Origin of the sequence: Bacillus cereus group sp. MYBK5-2 (assembly GCF_051915685.1) — a bacterium.
GTDB lineage: Bacteria > Bacillota > Bacilli > Bacillales > Bacillaceae_G > Bacillus_A > Bacillus_A cereus.
This window is the reverse complement of the sequence record NZ_JBQAFE010000003.1, coordinates 36,261-60,875: the sequence shown is the minus strand read 5'-3', so window position 1 is coordinate 60,875 and position 24,615 is coordinate 36,261. Positions and strand designations below refer to the sequence as shown.

Below are 24,615 nucleotides of genomic sequence, written 5' to 3'. Positions count from 1 at the left end.
GGATTTTTCATAAAATTTTTCGACAACATTTTTCGATATATAACCTGTGGATAAAATTGTACACATTTTCCACATTAATTTTTCAGTTAATTTGGAATTTACTAACAAACTATACACACTTTATCCACCTAGGTATGTGGATAACCACTCGTTTGTGACTGTCATATTTTTTTGGTACATTAAATGCATCAACGAATCAATCCTTATATTATTAGGAGGTGACTCACCTTGAAAACAAAACATATGGAACAGTTATCCACTGAGTTACTCACTGAGTCTTATTATAAAGCAAAAGAACTAAAATTAAATCCCGACTTCATTTTACTTATAAAACAAGAAATCATTAGACGCTCATTAGAGGACAAGCTTGTCAAATCATCTTGATTACATATAAAGTGAAAGTTTAATCAGCCCTTACCAATTAAACAGTTAAAGGATAATTTATTGGATGCCCTGTAAAAAGAGCCATCCTACGATGGCTCTCGAATAAACAAGTACTCCCATCTAGGGGATTTCATCATTAAGTATCTTTGCCCATAACTCTTACTTACGGTTATAAAAGCTTTTCTTTATTTATGAGCTAAGCGAGTAGCTATTTTTTCACCAAGACGAAGCTCTTGTCCACTCTTTAATTCCTGCACTACTTCTATCATATCTTTTTCAAACAATAACACAACTGTTGAACCAAATGTAAAGTATGCCATTTCTTCACCTTTTTGAACAGTGTCTCTCTCATGCAAAAGCTCAATACTATTAACAAACATGGCCCCTACTTTTACAAGAGCCATATGCTCGCCATCACTGCTTACTTCTGTAACAGAACGATAATTTTTTGACAGTGGTTCTTTCCCGTATTCCATACCAGCTGCATTTACCGGATATGATTTTCTACCGAGTACAAATCTTTCAGTCACAGAACCAGAAAGCGGACTATGAATGCGATGATAATGACTTGGACTCAAATAAATTACCATATATGTACCGCCTGCATATCGCGTTGCACGTTCTTCATTACCTAGCATATCCACAATTGAATAGCGCTTTCCTTTAATATCAAATGTTTTTGTATCCTCAATAGGACCATGATCTGCAAAAACACCATCAACAGGACTAACGATACTCGATGCATCTGTATCAATACTACGCTTTCCTTCTTTTAGCTTACGCGTAAATAATTCATGCAATGTTCTATATTCCTTCAAACCCTTTTCCATCTCATCTTGATTAATTTGAAAAACTTTCGCATACGATGGAATAATGATAGAGCTCAAACGAGATTGTGCAAATTTACGTAATATATAAGAAGTAAAGCGACCATTTGTAAGTTCTATCATAAGTCGATATAATGTACGTCGCAAATTGCGAAACCCCCTAATCAGTCTATAACTTTAGTTTTCCCTTCTTTTCTTTCTATATCATATGTAAAATTGGTTCTTATTCCCACATATCATATAAAGCAGCCTTATTATATATACAGAAAACTAAGTATGGTATTATTCTTAAATTATTTAGCACCTTCTAATATTACAGATAGAATCCGTCATTTTCAACAGTGAACATGTATTTCTTCTTAGCATAACGCGTTTTCTTTTCTTATTTACAATAAGAAAAGCAGCCCATTTTAAATATGGCTGCTTCTAATACACTTTACTCTTTCGCTTTTTTCTCTTTCTCTGCCCTGACAAACTCGTGGAACATTTTCATTAAAGCACGCTTTTCAATCCGTGATACGTAGCTTCTAGAAATACCAAGCGCCTTAGCGATTTCCCGCTGTGTTTTCTCCTTATCTAGCCCAAGTCCAAAACGTTTCACAATCACTTCTTTTTCTCTTTCGTCTAAAATATCGATATACTCTTTAATTTTTTCTAACTCCATACTAAGCTGAATCATATCAATTACATCTTCAGACTCTGATTTTAATATATCAATAAGCGATATTTCATTGCCCTCTTTATCTTGCCCGATCGGATCATGAAGTGAAACATCTTTTTTCGTTTTCTTTAGTACACGTAAATGCATCAAAATTTCATTTTCAATACAGCGTGCTGCATACGTCGCAAGCTTCGTTCCCTTTCCTGCAGAATAGCTCTCGATCGCTTTAATGAGCCCAATCGTACCAATTGAAATTAAATCTTCTGCATCTTCTCCTGTGTTCTCAAATTTTTTAACGATATGAGCTACAAGCCGTAAATTATGTTCAATTAAAAGATTTCTCGCTTGAGCATCACCTTGCTCCATTAACTCTAAGTACTTTCTCTCATCATCTGATGATAACGGCTGCGGGAACGCATTATTCTTCACATAAGAAACAAAGACAAACACTTCTCGAACCATATATCCAATTGCGGCGAATAGACTCAAACCTTTCACCTCCGCCAAAATAGTGGTCTTTATTATGTGTATGTGGGCGTGAGGTTGTTTGTGTCTGTACAGTTTATTTATAAAACTCAACACTTCCAACATTTAAAATATTTTATTGTTATATTATAATTATATAAAATTGTTATTTATATATGAATATGCTATTAAAGGGGACATTATTCATGATTACATTAGAACGATTATTAAATGTAACAATTTATTTAGGGGTATTTTTACTTTTCATTTCGTTCATTACTTTTGTTATTAAAAGAGGGCCTGATTTATTATTTTTTCAATTTGGAATTTCTTTATTTTTTGGAGCTCAAATTATAACTGGAATAAAATTTTTTCATAACTATGGTTTCTCGTTTCACTCAAAACTAGAACTACTTATCTTTATTTTCTATGTAATTGGAATTATTACATGTATACTATTGTTCTTTCATTTTCAAAATCTGTATCGAATTTTTTTATTAATTTGTAGTTTTTTATTTTTAACTGGATCCAATTATTACTTTAAAGAAACATTAAATTTTAGTAAAAAAATTCCAAAGCAACATAAAACTTTTTTAAGTACACAAGAAGACTCTTTTCCAAAAGAAGTCCGTAAATTTTCAGAGGATTACAATAATATAATAAGGAATGACTTTTATGAAATACCGATGATTCCTACTGAATTACAGATTACAAGCAAAAAAGATTCTTCACATAGTACATCTTTCTTAGTTGAACTTCATAATAGCGAGAATGAAATTACTGATGACTCTGTACAATTAACTCCATCAGACCGTTTTTATGTGCTGTTAAATACACAAAAAACAAAAATATCAAAAATAGTATATGAAGGGCAGAATTTTTTCACATTTACAGTCACACTAAAGGCTCTTAATTTACAGCAAGAACCAGAAATTCATAATATGTTTTTAGAAATAGATAAACGTAGAGCGATGAATCTTCTTAATTTTGAAATTAAAGCCCATACTAAAGAATGGAAAGTAATATTTAAAAGTGATAGTTCTCATTCCAATCTTCCTATCACATTTACTTTTGAAAAGCGAACAGGCAAATTATAAAAATAAAAAGAGTTATTTTCTTTGAAAAATAACTCTTTTTATTTTACTTACTCCAAATCTTTCTCCCAGTTTGGGCATCAATATAACGAATTTCCCGACTACAATCAAAAGGTTCTTTATGTTTTTCATCTGTCGTTTGTTTGTACAGTAGTTTGTATTTCGTTTCCTCTGCATCATGATCTAAAAACCATTCTAATTTAACTCGGATAGCCGCTCTGTATATTTCTAACGCTTTTTCTTTTATTAATTTTGGTGTTGTTTCATATGTAAGTAATTTTTTTATAAAGTTGCTAGACTCCCCCGAGTAGTGCATAACAGCACCATTTTCTGCATTGATGTTGATCATAAATTGGTTATACTCTGCCGGAATATCATTTATATATACAGAAAAGATAAATCTTTCAATCCCATCTTCTGCTTCTTCACGTTCCTCCCAAAGACGCAGATATTGTTTGATATCTGGAATAACTCGTTCTAAAAATTGAAGTGCTTTTTGTAAACATTCCTCTCTAGACAGTATTTGCTTTACTTCTTTATCATCTGTCAGTTTTATAAAACCAGTTAATTCATTGGTTAATTTATCAATTGTAACGCTAACTAAATTATTATATTTCAACATCGGTAAATGCTTTTTAAAGAATTCATTCATTAAATATGGATTCTTTTCTTCTTTCTGTTTTTGTAATTCCTCTTTCGGAACAAATTTCATCCTTATTTCATCATCATTTTCCGTCTCATCTACTTTTGTAAAACCTTCTTTATTCCAGTCAAATAATTCGAATATGTCACCTCGTTCGTTACCTTTTCTCGATTTTCCAACAGCTACAGCCGAAGGCAATTTATAATGATCTGGCTCATATAAATCTTTACCTGTACTTGCATCAATAAACGCATGACTAGGCTCTGGTTCATATACAAGATGGTACCCTTTTACTTCTTCCCCGCTTTCATACTCACATGAAGAGTATGTTAAATCTATAAATACAAGTCTCATATCTTGTCTAGCTTTCAAATTTTCTAAAACGATATTCTCCTCAACAATTTCACTTGGCCATAACGGTTTTTTCTCTATAGCTTTTTGTCCATTGTAATGAAATTGCACAACATTACCTGAAGGGTTCACTCGCACAACGCACCCTGTATTCGGCAATGGATAGCTATTCACTTCTTGCATATAATTTACTTCTTTCCAACCACGCCTGTCGTCCTTAACCGTTACATATGTATAGAATTCATATCCTTCTTTTGTATATTTTTTCAAGAACGCATTTGCAATCTCCCTTGCCTTCTTCTCCTCTATCGCTTCCTTACCACTTGAAAAAGAATTTTCATCATCTATCCTAAACTCAATTAAATTACCAGTATGTCTATTCAATGTAATTTGTATCGTTCTCTCCTGATCCTCTTTATGCTCCCACCATAATAGATGATACGGGTCATCAACCCCTTCTTGATCATCTACAACAAGACTATATTCATCTGGAATGTTAATAATATGAGCCACTCGCTCTTTTCTTTCTTTATCTTTTTGATTCATCATACCGCTCCCTTTATTACATTTTAAGGTAATTATAACAAACAAAACCAAAGAACTATAAAAAAAAGACTAGAGATATCTCTAGTCTTTTACTTCGTCTCACGATGTAACGTTACTCGCTTTAATCGTGGACAATATTTTTTTAGTTCGATGCGTTCTGGATTGTTTCGTTTATTTTTTTTAGAAATGTAATTACGATCGCCGCACTCCGTACAAGCTAATGTAATATTTACACGCATATTTAATTCTCCTTTCTTTCAAAGATTGCAACTAAAACGTAATGATTACGATTTATATATTATAAAACTTCATTCTATTTGTCAATTGCACAAACAAGAAGATTCCATTTAGAATCCCCTTGTTTTTTATAGTTAAATAAATTTTGTCTCGCATTAACGGGCAGTAAGACCCCTACTGATTTAAAGTTTCACTTTATTAAAACGATTCGTATGTAACAAACTCACTAATCGGCTTTCGATATCCTCGTGGGCGAGTTTTAGTCGTATCACTTTTTCCTATCGTAATCATTAAAACAGGTACTATATGCTCCGGCATATTTAATTCACTTTGTACTGCTTTTTCATCGAAACCAATCATTGGACATGTATCATAGCCATAATATTTAGCTGCGTACATAAAAGTCATCGCGCTTAACGAAGCATTTCTAATCGCTTCATCCTCCATGAAACGCTCTCCTTTTCCTTCATATAGACCTTTCGTTTGCCTAATTGTATCTTCATATTCACATTCATCAATCATTTTTAAAACTTTCATACCGAAGTAAATATTTTCAACATTTTGGTATGCTTTTTTATCACCACAAACGAGCACTACCGCTGATGCACTCGATACTTTATATTGACCGAAAGCTAATTCTTTTAATCTTTCTTTTCGCTCTTGATCACGAATTACAACATAATGTGTGTGCTGCAAATTATAGCAAGATGGAGAAAGCTTAGTTAACTCAAATATTTTTTTAAAATCCTCATTAGGGATTTCTATACCTTGTATAAATTTCATTGCAGAACGTCTAGCAATTGCTAATTCTTCAAAGTTCACCATATATCCTCCTCAATAACTATAAATTCAAATATACATTAATTTATACAAATAGATAAATCAAATAAAAACACTTTAAATCCGAATAATAATTATGATTAACAGCAAAAAAGACAAAAAGCTGAAACAATTAGTTCATACGAAATTCACACGAATCTATTACTATAGAAACTGTACATAGTGAACTTATTAACAATCACGTTTATTTATATAAAATCTTACTCGAAAGGAGTTGAAAGTATGAAAACTAAATATCGCTTTATGATCTCATCATTTGCTGCTTGCGCTTATATGATTTGGTATTTAGTATAATAACGACCTCACTTGCAAATAGGAAAAGGTGTGTATATAAATGGAATATAATCAATCAACAGTTAACTACTGGAAAGCTTTTGTATTACCATATACATTTGCTTTAGAAGAGTTAAAAACTAAATTTGAAATTATGAACCGGGAAGCTCAATTTCTAGAGGATTACAACCCGTTTGAACATATAAAAACAAGACTAAAACAACCTGAAAGTATTATTAAAAAACTAGAGCGCAAAAGCTTATTACCAACAGTTGAAAACGCTCAAACACATTTACAAGATATTATTGGTATTCGTATTACATGTTGCTTCGTAGAAGATATCTATCATTTGAAAGAAGTCATTCAAAAACGCGAAGATATGGAAGTCATAGAAGTAAAAGATTATATCGCTAACCCAAAACGAAACGGATATAAAAGTTTACACATGATTATTAAATACCCTTTATCACTAAATTCTGGTACAAAAGATGTATTTGCAGAAATTCAGTTACGTACACTAGCAATGGACTTTTGGGCAAGTTTAGAACACAAACTTTATTATAAATATGAAGGGAAAATACCGGAGTATTTAAAAGATGAACTACATGATGCAGCAATGAAAGCTGAAGATCTGGATAATAAAATGGCCACAATTCGTCAAGATATTGATGATATTGAGGCATGTTCAAATCAAATTATGCTACCACTATAAAAAAAGGTTCTCGCCAATGAGAACCTTTTTTCTACCATTTTGGGAAGTACGACTCCTACACTTATTAAAGTTTCACGTTATTTTTTCTCTATCGTTCGAACCTCTTCAATCTTCCATTTATCCTCTTCTTTTCCAAGGGCATACTGTACTTTCTTTTGAAGAGTGATACTGTCGTCTACTTCCTTTTCTTTCGTTTCAACAATAACATACCCTACTTTACTAACTTTCATATCTATATGTTCCAATTCAATTTTCTTATTTCCCTTTTGAAATGCGGCTTCTTTTTGTGTTTTTAAGTCTTCAGTACTAGGCATCTTCTTTGAAAATAACTCCATATGTTCTGCAAGATTTTTTTCATTCGTCGTTCGCACAAATGTATGAATAACATCTTGAATAGATCTCTCTTCTTCTTTTGTTATTTGTACCTTTTCCTCAGTTTTTTTAGTAGTAGATTTTTGTTCTACATTATTCTCTTCTTGTTGACATCCGACTAGTAATACTACAAATACTAAAAGGAATCTTAATTTCCTAAATAACTTTTTCATATTCCCAACTCCTAAAAAGAAAAGTGAGGCATTTCGCCTCACTTTCGCTCTTAATTAGCGTCTTCCTTTATTCGGATCGCCACCGCCAACAATATCAAAGACACGTTTCGCTATATTTGTATTCTCTTGAACGCCAGAGAACAAGTATTTACCTGGACCAAATGCATATACGTTCACATCTTCCCCTGTATGTCCACCCGTTGTCCAGCCTGTAACCGAGCGCTTATTGAAAATATCTTCAATTGCATTATCAATCTTTGTTACATCTTTTGAAGGAGCTATATCATTTACAGCTTGAATTTCTTCTGGAGTTAATTGTAAATCAATATACTTTTTCAATGTTTCTTCTACATTTGCACCTTTTGCAATCTCATTTGCCATAAAGTCTGGTGTACGCTTTGCAGCTTTAATTGGATCTACTTTAAAGTTATACTCGCCATTGGCACCTAAAGATAATCCACCAGTAGCGTGATCTGCCGTTGCAACAACTAACGTATTTTTATCTTTTTTCGCAAACTCAATCGCTGCTTTGAAAGCTTTTTCGAAGTCTTCCATTTCACTCATTGCACCAACAATATCATTATCATGTCCAGCCCAGTCGATTTGACTTCCTTCCACCATTAAGAAGAAACCATTTTTATTTTTGTTCAAACGCTCAATTGCTGCATTAGTCATTTCTTCTAATGAAGGTGTTTTCTCATTACGGTCAATCATTTTATCTAATCCACCTGGTGCAAATAAACCAAGAATTTGATCATTTTTATCATTTAACAATTGATCTCGATCCGTTACATAGCTATAACCAGATTTCTTGAACTCTTCTGTAAGATTACGATCTTTTCTAACAAAGTTCTTTACGCCGCCGCCAAGCATAACATCTACTTTATGCTTCCCTTTAATTTTCTCATCAAAATAATCATTTGCAATTGCGTCCATATTTTTACGGCTAATGTCATGCGCACCGAAAGCAGCTGGTGTTGCATGTGTAATTTCAGAAGTTGCAACGAGTCCCGTTGATTTCCCTTTTTCTTTCGCTTGCTCAAGAACTGTTTTCACTTCCGCTTTATCATTATCAACTGCAATTGCAGCATTATATGTTTTAATCCCTGCTGACATAGCTGTTGCTGCCGATGCAGAGTCTGTAATATTTTCATGTTCATCTTCTGGGTATGTTTTTTGTGTTCCTACAAGATGCTTATCAAATTCTGTAGATTCCATTTCAAAGGTTTTTGGATTATCTTTCATATAACGGTGAGCCGTCATATATGAAGGGCCCATACCATCCCCAATTAATACGATAACATTTTTAATCTTTGCATTGCTTCCGTTCTCATCTGCATTAACCTCACTAGAACGAGTAAAATTCCATGTTGCTACCGAAGTAACTGCTAATGATGCCACAACTGCAAATGGCCATGCTTTTTTCACAAACTTTTTCACTGTCTTGTCCCCCTAATTAGGTTATTCATTTCCCACTATCAAATTTAATGGAAGACTATTAAGAGAAAATTAGCTGTATGTAAATTTTTTGTTAACTTATGTAAATATCAGTTATAATTTGTATAACTTTGTCTTTTTGTATCAATCATCCCGCCCTTTACAATTTAAATATAAACAAGTTGGATTTCATTTAACGTAAATCTCTTTTTTTACATTTTGACTCTATTTTTATGAAAATAAATAGAAATGCGGTGAGCCTTTATGAAAATAGTAAAGCTAAATGAGTCTTTTATTTTTGAATTACTTAATCTTTGCAAATCTGTTGGATGGTTACACGATGAAATTTTTATGAAAAAACAATTCGAAATGTATCTTTCTATCGGCACACTTGTAGGTTACATTCATGAAAACAAACTCATTGCGACTGGAGGAGTATTTCCCTTTCCAAGTAACTTCGCTTCCATTGGTATGTTAATCGTTCACCCTAATTTTCAAGGACGCGGATTAGGGCGCATGTTGCTAAATCATTGCTTGGAACAAATTCATCCAAAACAACCCATTGCACTTATTGCGACAAAAGCTGGCGAACCTCTATACACATCATGTGGATTTCAAACAGCAACAACGATTCATCGTTTTGAAAAGCAGACTATTAAGACGTATCCTTCTCACTTACAACAAGTACAAGAAGAAGACCTTATATCTCTTACTTCTCTGGATCAAATTGCAACTGGTATGAATCGTTCTCTACTTTACTCTTTGCTATTACCAAGGGCCGTATACTCTTTTAAAATTGAAAGAAATAACTGTATAGAAGCTTTTTCATTATGCATACAAAAGGGCAATATATTATGTATCAATCCACTTATCGCCAAGCAAGAAGAAGATGCTATCCAATTATTAAAAAAGATATGTGAATGTTGGAATGGTATAGTACGAATTGATGTTCCACACTCACAATTTACATTTCGTCAATTTCTTCAAACAGAAAATTTCCAAGAAACGCTCCTTTCACCTCTTATGATAAAAAATGGTAGCCAACTTCCTGGAAATCGTAATATGCTATTTGCTATGATAGATACAGCGTTATGTTAGAAAGGAGACACCTAATTGAAGCGATTTAGCTATTTTATGGTAGGTTGTCTTACTCTTACACTATTAGTAGGATGTAGTGCAGCAGAAAAGCCAGTAGAACAAGTAAAACAAGTTAAAAATACAATTACAGCGAAACTAGCTACCGAGGAAAAAATGGTAGAAATAGATGGTCAAACCATTTACTTTAAAAAGATTGGTAATGAAAAACCACCTTTACTTATGATTCATGGCTTTGGAGGGTCATCAGATGGTTTTCAAAAGATTTACTCCGATTTAGCAAAAGATCATACAATTATTTCTGTAGATGCTTTAGGATTCGGGCGCTCATCTAAGCCAATGGATTTTTATTATTCTTTTCCAACTCATGCAAATTTGTATTATAAATTAATGAAAAAACTAGGGTATGATTCATTCGCAATACTGGGGCATTCCATGGGGGGAGAAATTTCTCTAAATTTAACATATTTATATCCTGAAGCAGTTACTCACCTTATTTTAACTGATGCTACAGGTGGCCCTCATACATTCGTTAATAAACAAGGCTCACCAAAACCACAATTGTCGACTGATTTAAATGCCGTTTCTTCTATTACAGATTATGATGAAAGCAAAGTGAAATTCAAACGTAATGATGAAGAGCATTATAATAAAATGAAATTATGGCCTAGACGTCTTAAAATTAATGCAAATGAAATAAAACAGCCAACTTTAATTATATGGGGCAGAAATGATAGTAGCGTTTCCTGGAAAGAAGGAGAAACGTATCATCAATTCTTAAAAAATAGCACTTTACATATTATTGAAAAAGGTTATCATGCACCATTTCGCCAAGAACCACAAGAATTTGTCGGGTATGTAAAAGATTTCTTTAAGAACAATCCGATTAAAGTTGAAAAATAACATAAACGGGTATCTCAAAATGAGATACCCGTTTTCATATATTAAGCAGCTTGCTTTTGGCGTTTTGGAGTTTTTGATCCTAATACTTTCGGGATAACGAAGCCATCCATTCCAAATTTCCCAGCGTTCATACCGGAAACAAGAACAAACATAGATAAGATAACCATCTCAGGGTTCACACCAATTGACCCACTAAACATATAGGAAAAGTTCATTACAAGACCAAAAAAGACCGCTGTTTTTGTTAAACAGCCTACAATTAAACCAATTCCGACTAAAATTTCTCCCCATGTTACAAGTGTATTAAACAAATCCACATTTGGAATTGCAAATTCTTGTAAGAATGATGCCCACCAAGATTGAACAGCCGGTTGTGCACCTTTAGATTTTTCAATTGCCCCTTGCAAATAACCTGTTGCATCGAATCCTTTTCCTTGTAGTTTACCGATTCCAGCCATTAACCATGTGTAACCAAGATATACTCGAATTACTGCTAATGCAAAAGAAACTGCTTTGTTTTCTCTTAAAAATTGAATAGCCATATCTTCCTCCTAAAGTTGTAATTAAGTTAGTTACAGATAATATAATAACATTAGTTACTTATTTTTCAAACGTTAATTATGAATAATCTGTGACATGCGTATGAAACATTAAAAACTAACGTTTATATAGTAACTTTTATTACCTGTAAAAACTTGAACATATCATACCACAAGTGATAACCATTTTCATTGAAAAAAATGTGAGTTAAATGTGAAACACGTTTATTCGAATATAGAATAAACGTGTTTCACACTAATTATAGAATCGAAATGTATGTGTCTCCTCATCAATTAAACTCGCTTCTTGAAAGGCTTCTTCTAACGTTTTCCCATGGTTAATAACCCCATAAAATAAGCGTATAGTAAACATAATTGCTGCATTTCCATCTACATAATCAATCGATCCAATATATGATTTCGCACCACTACGTAAAAAAGATTTTGCTAGATTTTGCTCCCCTAACGTGCACCCGCTATTGACAATATGTGTATTATGCAATTTTGCATATTCATAAATTTCTTCTGCACCAAAATACCCTCTCGGTTCATCTTGTTCATATACTTCTTCGCCTAACTCTTCCATGACAAACTTCCCTTCTTCACCATGAAAGCAAAAAATAATATAATTAATATCGTTAAATAAGTTCTTTCCAGAAAGAACTCCCACAAAATCTTTCGGTCTACCAATCCAATATGTCACAACCCTTGCACCAAAATATTCAAGAGATGCTCGTATTGATTGCGCCTCTAAATCCGAATTAAAACCAACTACTAATGCAATATTCAACAAACAACCTCCATCCTATAATCAGCCCTTATCAATCAGACTTTTATGGGATAAATCCATTTCATATATACCTGTTTCTTTCAAAAAATCTGATCTAGTTAAAACGACTTTCTGTAAATGTTGCCTATATGCTGTAATTGTTCCATCGTGAGATACAATACAAATTCTTTCCGCACCCAGTTCATAACACCAAAGAAGAAATTCATCTACTATTTGCTGAAAACTATTCTCTGAAATAGTGTTTATACCTTCCTTCCATAACTGATTATTTGAGCTTTTCTCTATCGAAAAATGCGGAAATAACTTTGTTATCATTCCCTGATCTACTATATAATCGCACGGTAATGTTCTCGCTTCTTCTCGATAAGGAAAAATACGCGGAGATACATATGGATGAACGATTTTTTGACAAGCAACTTTCGCACTCCATATTGTCGCCGTTTGCAAAGTTCTAAGTGTAGGACTAGCAATTAATATATCCGTCTCTTGTAATGGCACATTGCATTGAAGTAATTTAGCCTGATTCCTTCCTTCATCCGTCAATGGCGGATGAAGCACTTTTAAACTTGATGGCAAATCCCTTGTATGTTCTCCTTCCCCGTGCCGAACAAAGACGATTTTCATCCCCTTCCTCCTCTCATTATGAAATCCTCTTACATATTTCTTCCCTATCTCATACTTTATTCCTGCTATATGAAAACCAATATGTAAAAAACATTTGACATGAAACTTTGTAAAATATTACAATATTATATGTAAAAAACTTTTTACACAGAAAGGAGAATTACATATATGAAATGGATAATTGTCTTTATTGGAATGATTGTATGGGGATATATAAACGGCTTCTTTAGTAGTGATAAAACTGCTAATCCTTGGATTACAGATGATGAACGTGAAACAAAAATTAAGCAAAAAGCAATTACGGCAAGCTGGTCCGGTGTTTTTATGTTTTGTACCATTAGCCTCTTAAATAAATGGTTAGGTTTAAGCACAAACGATAAATCACCGTACTTACCAGACACTATCGCAGCTATTTTAAAAGAAAATGTAGAGTTACAAGTTTTACTCATGCTATTTGTTATGTATGGAATATTTTACTTACATTATCGAAGAAAATTAAGTGTCTAACTTCTAACTCATGATTATCCTCCTAAATGGTTATAGTAATCATGACAAAATGAAAGGAGAGATATAAACATGAGTAACTCGAATGAATTTTTAGATACACTACATGAAAAACAAGCAAAAGATGAACAAAATAGAAAGCGCCAAGGGAACGGAAACCCAGCGAAAAAAAAGCCAAATAAAACACATAAATAACAATTAAAACTGCCTAAAATGATCTTTTAGGCAGTTTTTTTATTCTTCTTTCACCGAGATAACATTTCCCCAATTCCATTTCTCATAATACCACGCTGGTACATCTATATTTTCAATCCACTTCTTTTCCTGCTTCCGATCTTTATGAGCAAGCCATACATCCGCTTTCTTACGGTCTGAACGTATCCAAATTAATTGATTACTCTTCTTCATGAAGATCGGGTGGTAATCCCCTTGCTTGTTCGTTTTCTTTGTGATTTGATGCTGTGCATTACTTGTACTATCGACCTCATATAAAGATGGTAGTGGCCTTTTTTCTGGTGGAGTTTCTATCCCTGCCTCTTTTGCTCGTGAAACGATAATTACTCTATCGTTCTTCCATACAAAATCCCAATCAACATATCCTTTCGGCGTAAATATGTTCTGCTGAAGCGCTGGCAATTCCTTTACTTTTAAATGTTTATTTTCTAATGCAACTCTTCCGCTCCCTTCAATATAAGCTAATATATTTTTTGATGGTGCCCATTGAAACCATTGTGCGTTTAATAACATTTGATCTACTTTTTCAAACCGACTGCCGTCTGCACGAACTAAGCAAAGCGTATTACTATCAGCTGACCATGAAGCTGTCGGTACTGCTAAAAATGAAATCCACTTTTGATCTGGTGACCACTTAAAGCCACTTGCTACTAGCGCTAGAAAATCATCGTGTTCATTTGGCAATGCATACAAATGCTTCATTTTGTGAGGATTCATATGTGCATCTTTTTGCACTTCATATAGCTGAGCCCCTGTCCATCCTGTTGGAAGTAAGTGCGCTTCAGAGGATACAAGAAAGTTCTTTCCATCGGGGTACCATGCATAATCCCCTACACCAGCCGATACATTTTCAAAATCTGCATTCTTTTTTTCTACATCAAATGTATTTAATGTACCTGTAAATATAAATGCAATTATATTTTCTGTTGGTGACCATTGATAATTCGATGCTTCTGAGTGAAACGGCGTAACTTTCTTTCCATCTTTCAGCCGATATAACTCAAGAATACTTTGTTTCTTCCTTTTTACATACGCTAGCCATTCCCCATCATATGACCACTTCGGCCCTGTTATGTACTCTCCTTTTGTAATCTGTATTTCTTTCCCATCAACTTTAATCCAAAGATTATGATGACGAATAAAAGCAACTTTCACACTATTATTTTCTGCACTAGTAATAGTGATAGAACATAAAAACATAAACAACACTACACTACTACTTACTATTAGCCTTTTCATACCATCACTCCATTTCCCTCATAGCATTCCTCACTTTATCCCTACAATATGTGAAAAATATCGATTCGACATAATCAGAAAAAATTTCCCAAGAAATTTTCAATCCATAGAGGATTGGTATGAATTATGTCGAAAGTATAGTTTAGCCAACATTTATATGTATAATTTCTAACTAAAATGCAAGATTTTATTTCTGAATATTAGCACTTTTTTATTAGGGGGAGTATCAATGAAAAAAACTACATCTACACTATTAAGCATGGCGCTTGTCTTTTCTAGTTTTGGAGCTTTAAGTGCTCATGCTGAATCACTACAAAAGGAGAAGCAATTTAGTCCACAATTAAAAACAACGATTGAACAGTGGGGAGAACATAAAATCGCTCAAAATGTTGAAACGAAAACAACAAAAGAAATATCAGTAATTGTAGAATTACAACATGCACCTCTCGCTGCTCAAAGTAATATTCAGCATGCTCCAGATTTACAAAATAGTAATGCACAGTCTTATCATGCTGAGCTCAAAAAAGCACAAGAAGATACGACTAAGAAAATAAAAGAAAAAGCACCTGGTGCAAAAATTAAAGAAGTGTATAATACGTTATTTTCCGGATTCTCTATTTCAATTCCTGGAGATCAAATTACCTCTCTTGCCTCTTTACCTGAAGTAAAAGCAGTCTATCCGAACTTAACATATAAATTGCATGAAACATCAAAAAGTGCTATTAACGAAGAAGCACCAAATATCGGTGGACCGACAATTGGTGCACCTGAAGCGTGGAATTTAAAAGATCCATTTGGCAAACCGCTTGATGGAAAAGGCATGAAAGTAGCCATTATCGACTCTGGCGTAGACTATACACACCCTGACCTAAAGGCAAATTATATCGGTGGATATGACACGGTTGATGAAGATAACGATCCAATGGATGGTAACGTACATGGTACTCATGTAGCTGGAATTATTGCGGGTAACGGAAAAATTAAAGGCGTTGCTCCAAACGCTTCTATTCTAGCCTATCGTGTAATGAATGACGGTGGAACTGGTACAACAGATGATATTATCCAAGGAATTGAGCGAGCAATTCAAGATGGTGCGGATGTGTTAAACCTCTCCCTTGGGCAGGATTTAAATGTACCTGATCAGCCTGTAACATTAACGTTAGAACGGGCAGCGAAACTTGGTGTTACTGCTGTCGTTTCAAATGGAAATGACGGACCAAAACCTTGGTCTGTTGATGCTCCCGGTAACGCAAGTAGTGTCATTTCTGTTGGAGCATCTACGGTTTCTATCCCGTTTCCAACATTCCAAGTAACTGGTTCCAGCAAAACATATCAAGGGTTACCATTATCAAAATCCGATTTTCCAATAGGAAATGATTCTCCTCTTGTATATGTTGGTTATGGCAATCCAAGTGATTATGCAAAACAAGATGTGAAAGGGAAATTCGCACTTATTTTACAAGGTACTTCTAGTACATTAGTAAAAGCAGAACAAGCGAAGCAAGCTGGTGCACTTGGTGTGTTATTAATCTCTAGCGAAAAAGAAATTAATATGATGCCGGAATATTTTTCACGTGAACATCTAGCTGTCCCAGTAATGCAATTATCAAATACAAATGGGGAAGAATTAAAAACTTTAATTACAAAACGAAAGAAAAATATAAAAATTGGACAACCAAAGCAAACAGAACTTATCGGTAACTTTAGTTCAAGAGGACCATCACAAGGAAGTTGGCTAATAAAGCCTGATGTTGTTGCACCTGGAGTACAAATTACTAGTACAGTACCGCGAGGCGGCTATGAATCGCATAACGGAACAAGTATGGCTGCTCCGCAAGTAGCTGGAGCGGTTGCCCTCTTGCGTCAAATGCATCCTGATTGGACGACAGAACAATTGAAAGCGGCTCTTGCCAACAATGCCAAAACATTACATGATGTCAATGAAAATGCATACCCTGTTATGGCACAAGGATCTGGTTTAATTAACATTCCGAAAGCAGCTCAAACAAATGTATTAGTAAAACCTAACAATGTCAGCTTCGGTCTTATTAAGCCCAATAGCGGAAAAGTAAAACTGACGCAAAATGTTACATTACAAAACCTTTCTAGTAAAAAGAAAAGTTTTTCAACTCGTGTGGAATTACTAGATGCAAACACAAACACAAAAGTAAGAGCTTCTGTCCCTTCATCGATTAGCATACAACCAAATAGTAGTACCGAAAAACCATTTACTATCAATGTAGATAGCTCACTACCACAAGGTGTGTATACTGGAAATGTATATGTAAAAGAACAAGGGGCAAAAGAAGAAATTCGAATTCCATTCACATTTAGTATCGATCCTAAAGATTATAAACGTATCGATGGACTTGAAATTATTAATTCTACTTTTAGCCCAAATGGCGACCACGTACTAGATGATAATCTCATCAACTACTATTTAGTTGCGCCTGTGGATGATGTCACATTGCATGCAAATTTAGTTACGAAAGAACGTGTAACGTATCAAGGGATTATCCATCAAGCTAAAAATGCAACTCCTGGATACAAACCTTTCAAATGGAATGGTACAAAAGCCGATGGCACTCCTTTAGCTGACGGGCTATATCAAATCGAAGCAGTTGCTTCTAATTCTGGCGGAGAAACAAAACAAACAGCTGCTGTATTTCTTGATCGAACTGCACCTAAGTTAACATACGAAGTTGACCAAGAAAATCTCGTAATTAAAGGAAAAGTTGATGATATTCTACTAGATTGGATGTCAGAATCTGGTTGGATAGCACCTGGTATTCCAGTGAGAATGCAATATGAAATTAATGGAAATGGTGTATGGGACCAGGCATTCCTGAACCCTTGGGAGAAAAGCTATGACATTTATTTCGATCGTACTCAATTACAAGAAGGAAAAAATACTATTCACATTGTAGCAACTGATGCAGCTGGCAATACCTCTAATTTAACTGTTAATTTAGAAGTGAAATAAAGTGAAACTTTAATCAGTGGAGATTTCGTTCATCCCCACTGATTATTAGCCTTCACCAATCGGGAGTTACGGGCAGTTAATCTCCCCTCTCACTTCTTTACTCCAACCGAATTTTGAGGTAGGAATTTTACTGCTCATTAACACGGGATAAAAAAATTTTGTTGACAATTTTTTTAATATAGTTTTATAATACAAAACATAGTTTAGTTGAACGAATTATATATCGGCTTTGAAGGAATACTAGTAGCGACTTATATCACTGTCTCAGAGAACTGATGGTTGGTGCGAATCAGTACATATACAAGCGTGAATTACAATTCTGGAGCTTCTTTCCCGTAATGCTTTTTATGCATGAAGAGAAAGACGGATCTTTCCGTTATCGTAAAGTGAGTGGTAAACAATTAGTTGTTTACAAATAGGGTGGTACCGCGATTTTTATCGTCCCTATCGGATTTTCCGATAGGGACTTTTTTGCGTCCATCCTCTTACACAATTTCATATATACGCGTTGAAAGAATCGCAGTAGTATCTTATATCCCTGTTACAGAGAGCTAATGGTCGGTGGAAATTAGCACATATATAAGTATGAATTACAATTCTGGAGCTTCTTTTTCGTAGTGCTTTTATGCATGAAGGAAAAGACGGAATTTTTCCGTTATCATTAATTGAGATGTAAGTATATTTTCACTTACAAATAGGGTGGTACCGCGATTCTTTCGCCCCTATCGGACTTTCCGATAGGGGCTTTTTCTATTTCTCACAGAAACAGATGTTAAATAATTCCGAATCTTATGATAAAATTTTATAAGCGCTTACAAAAATGAAAGGAGGTGATACAAGCTATACGAAATCGATATTCAATTTTATTGAAAAAAAGGAGGATGTCTAAATGACAAAGAAAACAGAAATTCCATCACATTTAAAACCATTCGTATCCACACAACATTATGATCAATACACACCGGTGAATCACGCTGTGTGGCGTTATATTATGAGACAAAATCATAGCTTCTTAAAAGACGTTGCTCATCCAGCCTATGTGAACGGACTACAATCATCTGGTATTAATATAGATTCAATTCCAAAAGTAGAAGAAATGAATGAGTGTTTGGCACCAAGTGGCTGGGGTGCTGTAACGATTGACGGACTTATTCCCGGCGTAGCATTCTTCGATTTCCAAGGACACGGATTACTACCAATCGCAACAGATATTCGGAAAGTAGAAAATATCGAGTACACACCAGCTCCAGATATCGTACACGAAGCCGCAGGACACGCACCGATTTTACTTGATCCTACATATGCAAAATATGTGAAACGTTTTGGGCAAATTGGTGCAAAAGCTTTCTCTACAAAAGAAGAACATGATGCATTTGAAGCTGTTCGTACATTAACGATAGTAAAAGAAAGCCCTACTTCTACTCCTGATGAAGTTAAGGCTGCTGAAAATGCTGTAATTGAAAAACAAAACTTAGTTTCTGGTTTATCAGAAGCTGAACAAATTTCACGTCTTTTCTGGTGGACAGTAGAATATGGATTGATTGGAAATATAGATGATCCAAAAATATATGGTGCTGGTCTCCTTTCTTCTGTTGGCGAAAGCAAACATTGCTTAACAGACGCTGTAGAAAAAGTTCCATTTTCTATCGAAGCATGTACAGGGACAACTTATGACGTAACAAAAATGCAACCACAACTATTCGTTTGCAAGTCCTTTGAAGAATTAACAGATGCGCTTGAAACATTTTCTAAAACAATGGCCTTTAAAACAGGTGGAAAAGAAGGTTTAGAAAAAGCAATTCGCTCTGAGAACTATGCAACAGCTGAGCTAAATAGCGGATTACAAATTACAGGTACATTTAGCGAGACAATTGAAAACGATGCAGGTGAATTAATTTACATGCGAACAAATTCGCCAACGGCATTAGCACTTCATAATAAACAGTTAGCGAATCATTCTACTTCTGTACACAGTGACGGATTTGGAACACCAATTGGATTACTCACTGAAAATATTGCATTAGAAAATTGTACAGACGAACAACTACAATCATTAGGAATTACAATTGGAACTATCGCTGAGTTTACTTTTGTAAGTGGTATTCATGTAAAAGGAACAGTAACAGATATTGTAAAAAACGATAAGAAAATTGCTCTTATTTCCTTTATCGATTGCACAGTTACTTATAACGCCCGCGTTTTATTTGATGCTTCATGGGGCGCATTTGATATGGCTGTTGGCTCACAAATCACTTCAGTATTCCCAGGTGCCGCAGATGCAGCAGCATTTTTCCCAATGGATGAAGAAGTTCAAGAAATTCCTGCTCCACTTGTACTGAATGAACTTGAACGTATGTATCAAACAGTTCGAGATATTCGAAGTGAGGGGATTTTACACGAAGCGCATATCGATCAATTAGTAGCAATTCAAGAAGTATTAAATAAATTTTATGCGAAAGAATGGTTGCTGCGCCTTGAAGTATTAGAGTTACTTTTAGAGCATAACAAAGGGCATGAAACATCTGCAGCATTACTACATCAACTTTCTACTTTCACAACTGACGAAGCTGTAACACGCCTTATTAACAATGGTCTTGCGTTACTTCCAGTAAAGGATGTGAAAAATGATGCTAAGATTAACTGAAGAAGAAGTTCACGAGGAATTATTGAAGGTAGATAAATGGATGGTAAAAGATGAGAAATGGATTGAACGAAAATATATGTTTTCCGACTACTTAAAAGGAGTCGAATTTGTCTCTGAAGCCGCCAAACTATCAGAAGAACATAATCACCATCCATTTATCCTTATCCAGTATAAAGCAGTTATTATTACTTTGTCATCTTGGAATGCAAAAGGTTTAACGAAACTAGATTTTGAGCTTGCAAAACAATTTGACGAACTATTTTTACAAAACGAAAATGCAATTATAAGAAAATAAAAAAGAGAAGCCTTTTTAGGCTTCTCCTTTTATTTTGAAATGGATACAATGTCCAAATGGATCCTCGACTTGTAATATTCCATCTTTGTACGTAGCAATCTTGCCAATATTTTTTAAGCTTTCACATACTTGCTCTTTTTGTTTTTCATCCGCTAGTACAATTGTGAAATATTTTAAACCAACAGAACCTGGCATTTGCGGTGGTACCCCTTCACCTTGCCACGTATTTAAACCGATATGATGATGATAACCACCTGCTGATACGAACAACGCTCCATTACGAGCTGGGATCGTTACTTCAAAACCAAGACCATCAACATAGAAACGTTTCGCTTCCTCTAAATCAGCTACATGGAAATGAATATGCCCCATCACAGTACCAACTGGAAATCCATTCCATGCACTTCCTTGCTGTAATAATTCTTCACCAGCTAACGGGTTACTAACAAATGGGAGTTCTCCATTCTCATCACGCCAAACTTCTTTTTGTCGATCATGATAAATTTCAATCCCGTTTCCATCTGGATCAGCTAAATAAAGAGCTTCACTAAAGTAATGATCGGCTCCGCCATGTAGTGGATATACCATCTCTACAAGATGACGAAGAACATTCGCTAAATCCTGCCTACTTGGTAATAAAATTGCGTAATGATATAACCCTGTTCTTGCTCTTTGTTTCGGAAAAGCTTCTTTCTTTTCTTCAATGATAAGAAGTGGTTCATCATTTTCATTCCCAAATGTAACGACTGCTTCTTCTTCTTTTAGCACCTTCATACTTAGTACTTCCGTATAAAACTCTAGTGATTTCTTTACATTAGATACGTATAAATGAACAACATCAAGTGTTGTATCGGGATGAAGTTGAAAACTCATCTTGTTAGCCCCCCCATTTAAATTAGTTCTTCTTTGACATTTTTTCTTTTAAGAAATTATCTACAAAACCATCAGCTTTTGCAACAAATAAATATGCACCCATTGCTAATAATGCAAGTTCTAATTCGAAACCAGGATTTTTTCCATCTCCCAATAAACCAGCTGACCATTTCACTTTTACGATTGCTCCAACCATAACAAGCGCAAATAATAATCCAATATATCTTACACCTAAACCTAGAATTAATAATAGGCCTCCAACTAATTCAAATGTTGCTACACCGTATGCAAGTCCTCCTGGTAAACCAATGCTTGTAAACCACCCTGCAATATTGTCAATTCCTGATTGGAATTTTGTTAAACCGTGCATGAAGAATGTTACCCCTAACACGATACGAATAATTAAGTTACCAATATGTTGATTCATTTCTTTCTCTCCTTTATAGTTTTCTTATACAAAACTTTTATTTACATTACAAAACATACACTAATTTTTTTTATTCGTCAATTCATTTTCACTGGGAAAAAATATATTTTTTTTGCTATGATACAAATAGTTGTTTACAAAAAGGAGCTTGATTTTATGAATATTGGTTCTGCAATACGTGAAATTCGTCAACGTAGGGGCATAACAATCGCACAAATTTGTGAGGGAACAGGTCTTTCTAAAGGATTTATGAGTCAGGTTGAAAATAATAAAACATCACCATCTATCTCAACTTTAGAAACGATCTCCAATTTTTTAAACGTTCCCCTTCCTTATTTATTGTTAGAGCAAAAAGATCGATTAAAAATTGTCAAAAAAGAAGAACGGAAATACAGTGTATACGGCAAAGATGAGCAAAGAATTGAACATGTTGCGGAGCAAGGGGGCCTTCGCCTATCTTTAGTAGAAATCCCTACTGGATTCCCGAAAGAAAATTCACCAAATGCCCATGAAGGGGAAGAATGTCACCTTGTATTACGCGGAAAATTAGAAGTTCAGCACGGTGAAGATATTGCAATTGTAGAAGAAGGTGATTCTTTCTCATGGAATGCATGTGTTCCTCATATTGTTCGTAATATAGGAGAAGAAACTGCATTATTACTCATCTCTAGTTATGCAGAAAATCGAAAACGTGTTTACTAAATAATAAAAAAGAAGCCTGTTAAACAGGCTTCTTTTTTATCCCCTTATAATTCCATAACTTGTCCCAACTAGTACAGTCTTTTCATGCTGATTGCGATAAACTGACTCGATTGAAACTTTTTTATAGCCTTCCATTTGCTCAACATTTGTTAAAGTTAGTTCACAAGTGATCGTATCTCCTGTGAAAACTGGTCTAATAAACTCACTTACTAATTCTCTTGCTATGTAATGTAACTCTTCTCCCACTTTCGTCCCAATGCTAGCAGTCAATAAACCATGAACCATTAATCTTCCATTTTCATCGTATTCCACATGGTGTCTACCTTTATCACCGGTAATATTTGCAAATTCAAAAACTTCTTCCTCAGTAAATCTTCTTTCATATTTAAATACATCCCCAGCTTTTACACTCATTTTTATCCCCCTAATAATAAACAGAATTTTCTTTTATTTTATCATAAAACGGGCCTCAATCCATTCTCTATTATCAAAAGTCTCAAAATTACCTCGCTATACTTTTTTACTTTCCATTCATTTATCGGTGACCATCTCTTTTTGCGACTTGATATCCATAATACGCACATGTTCCATTTCTCGATAGCTCTCTAACTTCAAATCCACAGCTTCTATAAAAATCAAAATTGTTCGCTGATGTATGCGCAAACCAATCACCGTGGGGAAGTTTTTGCAGGCAAAGAGCTACAAGCTTCTTACCTAATCCCTTCCCTCTATATTCACACTTCACAACTAAATTTACTATGTTCGCAATCATAATTCCATCAGAAATGACTCTAACCATCGCAATCATCTCTTCCTCATCCCAAATTGTGAAAGCCCATGTTGAATTTTCGAATGCTATCGTAAATTTTTCAATTTGCCAAGAAGGGATATTATCATTACTCCAACCGGCATCTTCAAATAAAGCTTTAATTGCATATGCTGGTACACTACTCGTTCCCTCACGAATAATAAGTCCATTATGATAAATGTACATGTAACCCCTCCCTTTATTTTCATATACCATTCTTCAAAAAATGCAATTTACCTTTAAAAAAGTAATTTTTTCATCCAACACGCTTAATAGAATAAACTAGAGCATCGATTCCATGAAATGACGTTGTTTTCTCGTAGCTGAGCCCAGTTTTTCTAGCAACAAATATTGAGGCGGGATGATTCGGATTAATAAGAGAAATTAATTTATTCATTCGTAATGCTTGGAAACCATAGTCACGAAATGCTGCCGCCGCTTCTTTTGCATACCCTTTTCCCCAATACTGAGGAAGTAACCAATAACCAATTTCAATTTCCTCTTTTCCATCTATTTTCTGCTTTACCAGCCCTGCATGACCAATTCTTGTTCCCGTTTCCTTTTCAATCAATACAAATAAACCGAGACCGTTTTTATAGCTAGGAATCACCCATTCCTCCAGACTTTTTTTACACTGTATATATGTTTTTAATGTCCCATTTCCAATATAACGCATTACCTTCTCGTTCCCCCATAGTGAAGCGTAGAACTGTAAATCATCCATTGTATATTTGCGAATTTGTAAACGTTCTGTATGAAACATGCTGGCACTCCTTTCCACTAATTTATTCTTCATTTCACGATCATGTTTTGTATGTATACGGTATGTTACTATTTATTATAAAGTGAAACTTTAATCAGTGGGGAATTTTGTTCACCCCACTGATTATTAGCCTTTACCAATCCGACGTTTACGGGCAGTGGATCTCCCGTCTAACTT

27 protein-coding genes and 2 other annotated features are annotated in these 24,615 nt (G+C 34.5%); of the genes, 11 read left to right on the top strand and 16 right to left on the bottom strand.

Going from position 1 to position 24,615, the window contains the following annotated elements:
• The first annotated feature begins 228 nt into the window (after positions 1-228).
• Positions 229-384 carry a sporulation histidine kinase inhibitor Sda gene (locus ACTFP3_RS12565; protein ID WP_000850094.1) on the top strand — a complete coding sequence of 52 codons (156 nt, stop codon included), beginning with the start codon at positions 229-231 and terminating at the stop codon, positions 382-384.
• Positions 385-569: 185 nt separating this feature from the next.
• Here the strand turns inward: ACTFP3_RS12565 and ACTFP3_RS12560 are convergent, their stop codons facing one another.
• Both ACTFP3_RS12560 and sigK read right to left on the bottom strand, forming a co-directional pair.
• Positions 570-1,358: a phosphatidylserine decarboxylase gene (locus tag ACTFP3_RS12560; protein ID WP_001255000.1), complete on the bottom strand. Its 789-nt coding sequence runs from the start codon at positions 1,356-1,358 to the stop codon at positions 570-572.
• 289 nt (positions 1,359-1,647) lie between these two features.
• The gene (gene sigK, locus ACTFP3_RS12555; protein WP_000051382.1) at positions 1,648-2,361 is read right to left on the bottom strand and encodes an RNA polymerase sporulation sigma factor SigK; all 714 of its coding nucleotides are present in this window, start codon (positions 2,359-2,361) and stop codon (positions 1,648-1,650) included.
• Positions 2,362-2,513: 152 nt separating this feature from the next.
• On the opposite strand from sigK, the gene ACTFP3_RS12550 reads away from it, so the two are divergent.
• On the top strand, positions 2,514-3,434 hold the full coding sequence (locus tag ACTFP3_RS12550; protein WP_002024823.1) for a hypothetical protein: 921 nt from the start codon (positions 2,514-2,516) through the stop codon (positions 3,432-3,434).
• Positions 3,435-3,477: 43 nt separating this feature from the next.
• Here the strand turns inward: ACTFP3_RS12550 and ACTFP3_RS12545 are convergent, their stop codons facing one another.
• The 3 genes from ACTFP3_RS12545 to ACTFP3_RS12535 form a co-directional block, all read right to left on the bottom strand.
• Positions 3,478-4,971: a YcdB/YcdC domain-containing protein gene (locus ACTFP3_RS12545; RefSeq protein WP_046393002.1), complete on the bottom strand. Its 1,494-nt coding sequence runs from the start codon at positions 4,969-4,971 to the stop codon at positions 3,478-3,480.
• Between the two features lie 89 nt (positions 4,972-5,060).
• A complete protein-coding gene (rpmG, locus tag ACTFP3_RS12540) occupies positions 5,061-5,210 on the bottom strand; it encodes a 50S ribosomal protein L33 (RefSeq protein ID WP_001265617.1) in 150 nt (49 codons plus the stop codon).
• A gap of 196 nt (positions 5,211-5,406) precedes the next feature.
• The gene (locus ACTFP3_RS12535; protein ID WP_044306410.1) at positions 5,407-6,033 is read right to left on the bottom strand and encodes a nitroreductase family protein; all 627 of its coding nucleotides are present in this window, start codon (positions 6,031-6,033) and stop codon (positions 5,407-5,409) included.
• Between the two features lie 349 nt (positions 6,034-6,382).
• Between ACTFP3_RS12535 and ACTFP3_RS12530 the strand changes: the two genes are divergently transcribed.
• Positions 6,383-7,033 (top strand): GTP pyrophosphokinase, encoded by a 651-nt coding sequence (locus tag ACTFP3_RS12530; RefSeq protein WP_000456230.1) that lies wholly within the window; start codon positions 6,383-6,385, stop codon positions 7,031-7,033.
• 77 nt (positions 7,034-7,110) lie between these two features.
• Here ACTFP3_RS12530 and ACTFP3_RS12525 read toward each other — a convergent pair whose 3' ends face one another.
• Together ACTFP3_RS12525 and ACTFP3_RS12520 are read right to left on the bottom strand one after the other, a co-directional pair.
• Entirely contained in the window at positions 7,111-7,578 is a 468-nt protein-coding gene (locus ACTFP3_RS12525; RefSeq protein ID WP_440010664.1) for a hypothetical protein, read from the bottom strand.
• A 54-nt stretch (positions 7,579-7,632) separates the two neighbouring features.
• A complete protein-coding gene (locus ACTFP3_RS12520; protein WP_000714912.1) occupies positions 7,633-9,018 on the bottom strand; it encodes an alkaline phosphatase in 1,386 nt (461 codons plus the stop codon).
• Positions 9,019-9,279: 261 nt separating this feature from the next.
• Between ACTFP3_RS12520 and ACTFP3_RS12515 the strand changes: the two genes are divergently transcribed.
• Positions 9,280-10,113 (top strand): GNAT family N-acetyltransferase, encoded by an 834-nt coding sequence (locus ACTFP3_RS12515; protein ID WP_000706687.1) that lies wholly within the window; start codon positions 9,280-9,282, stop codon positions 10,111-10,113.
• A gap of 15 nt (positions 10,114-10,128) precedes the next feature.
• The gene (locus ACTFP3_RS12510; protein WP_000819810.1) at positions 10,129-11,013 is read left to right on the top strand and encodes an alpha/beta fold hydrolase; all 885 of its coding nucleotides are present in this window, start codon (positions 10,129-10,131) and stop codon (positions 11,011-11,013) included.
• Positions 11,014-11,054: 41 nt separating this feature from the next.
• Here ACTFP3_RS12510 and ACTFP3_RS12505 read toward each other — a convergent pair whose 3' ends face one another.
• The 3 genes from ACTFP3_RS12505 to ACTFP3_RS12495 all read right to left on the bottom strand — a co-directional run bounded on the left by ACTFP3_RS12505 (position 11,055) and on the right by ACTFP3_RS12495 (position 12,966).
• Positions 11,055-11,555, bottom strand: coding sequence for a DoxX family protein (locus ACTFP3_RS12505; RefSeq protein ID WP_065222836.1), 501 nt, complete (start codon positions 11,553-11,555; stop codon positions 11,055-11,057).
• Positions 11,556-11,808: 253 nt separating this feature from the next.
• Positions 11,809-12,345, bottom strand: coding sequence for a delta-aminolevulinic acid dehydratase (locus tag ACTFP3_RS12500; RefSeq protein ID WP_440010662.1), 537 nt, complete (start codon positions 12,343-12,345; stop codon positions 11,809-11,811).
• An 18-nt stretch (positions 12,346-12,363) separates the two neighbouring features.
• Positions 12,364-12,966 (bottom strand): histidine phosphatase family protein, encoded by a 603-nt coding sequence (locus ACTFP3_RS12495; RefSeq protein WP_440010660.1) that lies wholly within the window; start codon positions 12,964-12,966, stop codon positions 12,364-12,366.
• A gap of 168 nt (positions 12,967-13,134) precedes the next feature.
• Here ACTFP3_RS12495 and ACTFP3_RS12490 point away from each other — a divergent pair, with 168 nt between their 5' ends.
• Entirely contained in the window at positions 13,135-13,473 is a 339-nt protein-coding gene (locus ACTFP3_RS12490; RefSeq protein ID WP_440010658.1) for a phosphoglycerate mutase, read from the top strand.
• 69 nt (positions 13,474-13,542) lie between these two features.
• The gene (locus ACTFP3_RS12485) at positions 13,543-13,665 is read left to right on the top strand and encodes a DUF4023 domain-containing protein (protein WP_000071866.1); all 123 of its coding nucleotides are present in this window, start codon (positions 13,543-13,545) and stop codon (positions 13,663-13,665) included.
• Positions 13,666-13,704: 39 nt separating this feature from the next.
• Here ACTFP3_RS12485 and ACTFP3_RS12480 read toward each other — a convergent pair whose 3' ends face one another.
• Positions 13,705-14,943, bottom strand: a complete 1,239-nt coding sequence (locus ACTFP3_RS12480; RefSeq protein WP_440010657.1) for a TolB family protein — start codon at positions 14,941-14,943, stop codon at positions 13,705-13,707.
• A 229-nt stretch (positions 14,944-15,172) separates the two neighbouring features.
• Here ACTFP3_RS12480 and ACTFP3_RS12475 point away from each other — a divergent pair, with 229 nt between their 5' ends.
• From ACTFP3_RS12475 to ACTFP3_RS12465, 3 genes are all read left to right on the top strand, one after another.
• On the top strand, positions 15,173-17,926 hold the full coding sequence (locus tag ACTFP3_RS12475) for a S8 family peptidase (protein ID WP_078439794.1): 2,754 nt from the start codon (positions 15,173-15,175) through the stop codon (positions 17,924-17,926).
• A 220-nt stretch (positions 17,927-18,146) separates the two neighbouring features.
• Positions 18,147-18,375, top strand: a binding site (T-box leader).
• 50 nt (positions 18,376-18,425) lie between these two features.
• Positions 18,426-18,653, top strand: a binding site (T-box leader).
• Positions 18,654-18,815: 162 nt separating this feature from the next.
• Positions 18,816-20,570 (top strand): aromatic amino acid hydroxylase, encoded by a 1,755-nt coding sequence (locus tag ACTFP3_RS12470; RefSeq protein ID WP_440010655.1) that lies wholly within the window; start codon positions 18,816-18,818, stop codon positions 20,568-20,570.
• Positions 20,551-20,865, top strand: a complete 315-nt coding sequence (locus ACTFP3_RS12465; RefSeq protein ID WP_000979538.1) for a 4a-hydroxytetrahydrobiopterin dehydratase — start codon at positions 20,551-20,553, stop codon at positions 20,863-20,865. The genes ACTFP3_RS12470 and ACTFP3_RS12465 overlap by 20 nt, the downstream gene beginning before the upstream one ends.
• A gap of 15 nt (positions 20,866-20,880) precedes the next feature.
• Here ACTFP3_RS12465 and ACTFP3_RS12460 read toward each other — a convergent pair whose 3' ends face one another.
• Positions 20,881-21,738 carry a VOC family protein gene (locus ACTFP3_RS12460; protein ID WP_086386120.1) on the bottom strand — a complete coding sequence of 286 codons (858 nt, stop codon included), beginning with the start codon at positions 21,736-21,738 and terminating at the stop codon, positions 20,881-20,883.
• A 22-nt stretch (positions 21,739-21,760) separates the two neighbouring features.
• Complete coding sequence (locus ACTFP3_RS12455) at positions 21,761-22,165, bottom strand: DoxX family protein (RefSeq protein ID WP_001071553.1); 405 nt, start codon at positions 22,163-22,165, stop codon at positions 21,761-21,763.
• A 156-nt stretch (positions 22,166-22,321) separates the two neighbouring features.
• Here ACTFP3_RS12455 and ACTFP3_RS12450 point away from each other — a divergent pair, with 156 nt between their 5' ends.
• Complete coding sequence (locus tag ACTFP3_RS12450) at positions 22,322-22,867, top strand: helix-turn-helix domain-containing protein (protein ID WP_001020693.1); 546 nt, start codon at positions 22,322-22,324, stop codon at positions 22,865-22,867.
• Positions 22,868-22,903: 36 nt separating this feature from the next.
• On the opposite strand, the gene ACTFP3_RS12445 is transcribed toward ACTFP3_RS12450, so the two are convergent.
• The 3 genes from ACTFP3_RS12445 to ACTFP3_RS12435 all read right to left on the bottom strand — a co-directional run bounded on the left by ACTFP3_RS12445 (position 22,904) and on the right by ACTFP3_RS12435 (position 24,471).
• On the bottom strand, positions 22,904-23,281 hold the full coding sequence (locus ACTFP3_RS12445) for a MaoC/PaaZ C-terminal domain-containing protein (RefSeq protein WP_000111564.1): 378 nt from the start codon (positions 23,279-23,281) through the stop codon (positions 22,904-22,906).
• 121 nt (positions 23,282-23,402) lie between these two features.
• The gene (locus tag ACTFP3_RS12440) at positions 23,403-23,861 is read right to left on the bottom strand and encodes a GNAT family N-acetyltransferase (RefSeq protein WP_000276126.1); all 459 of its coding nucleotides are present in this window, start codon (positions 23,859-23,861) and stop codon (positions 23,403-23,405) included.
• A 70-nt stretch (positions 23,862-23,931) separates the two neighbouring features.
• Entirely contained in the window at positions 23,932-24,471 is a 540-nt protein-coding gene (locus ACTFP3_RS12435) for a GNAT family N-acetyltransferase (protein WP_139848815.1), read from the bottom strand.
• Positions 24,472-24,615: the final 144 nt, after the last annotated feature.